Below are 2,145 nucleotides of genomic sequence, written 5' to 3'. Positions count from 1 at the left end.
CATCAACCTGAAGGGTTTGTTACCACTTATAAAATATTTTAATTATATAGTAGTATATTTTATTGATAACTCCCCCAATATACAGACATCCTTAGGCGAACAATAGAGTAAAGATTGTTAAAAACTTCACAATATATTCGATAACTTATTGATTTGATTGTTTCTCCCCAAAGATTTTATTTTTAATGGAAATTCCTGTAGGTGTAGCTGCAATACCACCTAAACCTGTCTCTCTTAATTCGCGAGGCATCTGTCTTCCAACTCTATACATGGCTTCAATCACTTCGTCAGCATTGATGAGATTGTTTACGCCAGCTAATGCGATGTCCGCTGCTGCTAAAGCATTTGCCGTTCCAATGGCGTTTCTCTTTACACAAGGAATTTCTACCAAACCAGCGACCGGATCACAAACTAAACCGAGTAAATTTTGTAATGCAATCGAAAAAGCTTCAGAAGATTGCTGTGGCGTTCCACCCGCAGCTTCTACCGCAGCTGCAGCCGCCATCGCTGAGGCACTTCCTACTTCAGCTTGACATCCTCCATACGCTCCTGAAATACAAGCGTTGTTTGCGACTATCGTTCCAAATAACGCTGAAGTGAATAGAAAATGAATCATATCTTCATGACTTAACTGCAACGTATCTTTAATACTAAATAGGACTCCCGGAATCGTCCCACTCGCACCTGCTGTTGGAGTTGCACAAATAGCTCCTAATGCAGCATTTACTTCATTAACACCGATAGCACTTTGAATCCCTAACACCATCAAATCTCCAGAAAGAGTTTTCCTATTTTCTCGATAGTTTTTAATTTTTACAGCATCCCCTCCGGTCAAACCTGTTGGAGAAAATACACCGTCGCCCTCGATACTTTTATTTATTGCATGTTGCATAGTCGCTAAATTTCGTTCCATTTTACTCCATACTTCTTCATAAGAAGTTTTAGTTTGTTTGATTTCCTGTTCGATTGCTAATTCATAAATTTGCTTTTGGCTTTTATTAGCTGCATCCACAATTTCTTTTATGGCCATATACATATTTTTCACTCCTTAATGTGACTAAAGAATAATAAGATTAGCTATATTGCTTAAATCTCCTAATTCCTTCTGAGCATTACCTGGCAATATCGAATCCAAAGCGAATGCATATAAATATTTTGTTTTATCTTCCAAACTATGAAAGTTGTTAATTTCCACATCATATTGTTTAAAGATCCTGCGTAAAACAAATTCAAAGTCAGCTCTTTCTGAAATCGCAATAACAACTGGCAATGGCCCCTGCAGATTTAAGCTAAATCCATCAATTTCAACATTTTTGACTTCAATCAACCCACCACCGACCGAAATACCCATTACTCTAATACTTCGACTTTCATCCTCTGCATATACATCTGCCGTATTTGGATGACCAGCAGGACTATTACCCAATTGTTCAATAAAGGTAATGTCAATTCCCTTAGACTCTGCTATTTTAATAGCATCTGGTACTTTGCTGTCATCAGCAGCTAAGCCTAATATACCAGCAATAATTGCAAAATCAGTTCCGTGACCTTTATGGGTTTCAGCAAATGATTCATAATACTTTACCACAACTTTTTTGGGAAGACCTTGAAATAATTTATTAGCAACTGTTCCAATAGCCAAAGCACCTGCAGTATGTGAACTTGAAGGGCCTATCATTATGGGCCCAATCACATCAAAACAACTTTTGTATTTAACAATCTTTTTTTCTTTAATAGATGCTACATTCATGTTCATATAAGCACCCCCATAATTTATTATTTTCAGCTGTAGTTGAATCTAAGTTATTAGAATGATCGATTCAAAACAAGTTTTTTGATAACGCTTTCTTTATTGAGTTGAATAAACTTCCCTTCTAATCTGCTATCCTCCGTATAGTAATCATATCAGTATGTCCAATTTTAAAAAATTACTGGCAAGTTCTTTAGAATTTTTAATCCAAAACGAGGTTTGATATTTTCTCTAGAGGTAATAAATTGTGTCTCGACGCCCTCATTATAACTTGTATATTTATAAGTTTAATCTTTTTTTATTTTTAGAAAGATTGAATAGACAGAATTTTGAATAGGTAATAAATTACACTTAGTATGTAGCAATTGTGTCCTTTGTTTGAAGCTGTATTAGTT

Annotated in this window: 2 protein-coding genes; both read right to left on the bottom strand. The window is 35.5% G+C overall.

Going from position 1 to position 2,145, the window contains the following annotated elements:
- Positions 1-145: 145 nt before the first annotated feature.
- Positions 146-1,036, bottom strand: coding sequence for an L-serine ammonia-lyase, iron-sulfur-dependent, subunit alpha (sdaAA, locus tag ABWK52_RS28595; protein WP_000281779.1), 891 nt, complete (start codon positions 1,034-1,036; stop codon positions 146-148).
- Between the two features lie 21 nt (positions 1,037-1,057).
- A complete protein-coding gene (locus ABWK52_RS28590; RefSeq protein WP_001056999.1) occupies positions 1,058-1,756 on the bottom strand; it encodes a serine dehydratase beta chain in 699 nt (232 codons plus the stop codon).
- Between the last annotated feature and the right edge of the window lie 389 nt (positions 1,757-2,145).

This window comes from Bacillus sp. AP50 (assembly GCF_040492675.1).
In the GTDB taxonomy this organism is placed as follows: domain Bacteria; phylum Bacillota; class Bacilli; order Bacillales; family Bacillaceae_G; genus Bacillus_A; species Bacillus_A cereus.
Note: the sequence above shows the minus strand (reverse complement) of the source record. Positions and strands in the feature narration are given on the sequence as shown.

Bases quoted from the DNA above. Each gene is read 5' to 3' on its own strand.
- sdaAA (WP_000281779.1), bottom strand. From the start codon at position 1,036: ATGTATATGGCCATAAAAGAAATTGTGGATGCAGCTAATAAAAGCCAA.
- ABWK52_RS28590 (WP_001056999.1), bottom strand. From the start codon at position 1,756: ATGAACATGAATGTAGCATCTATTAAAGAAAAAAAGATTGTTAAATAC.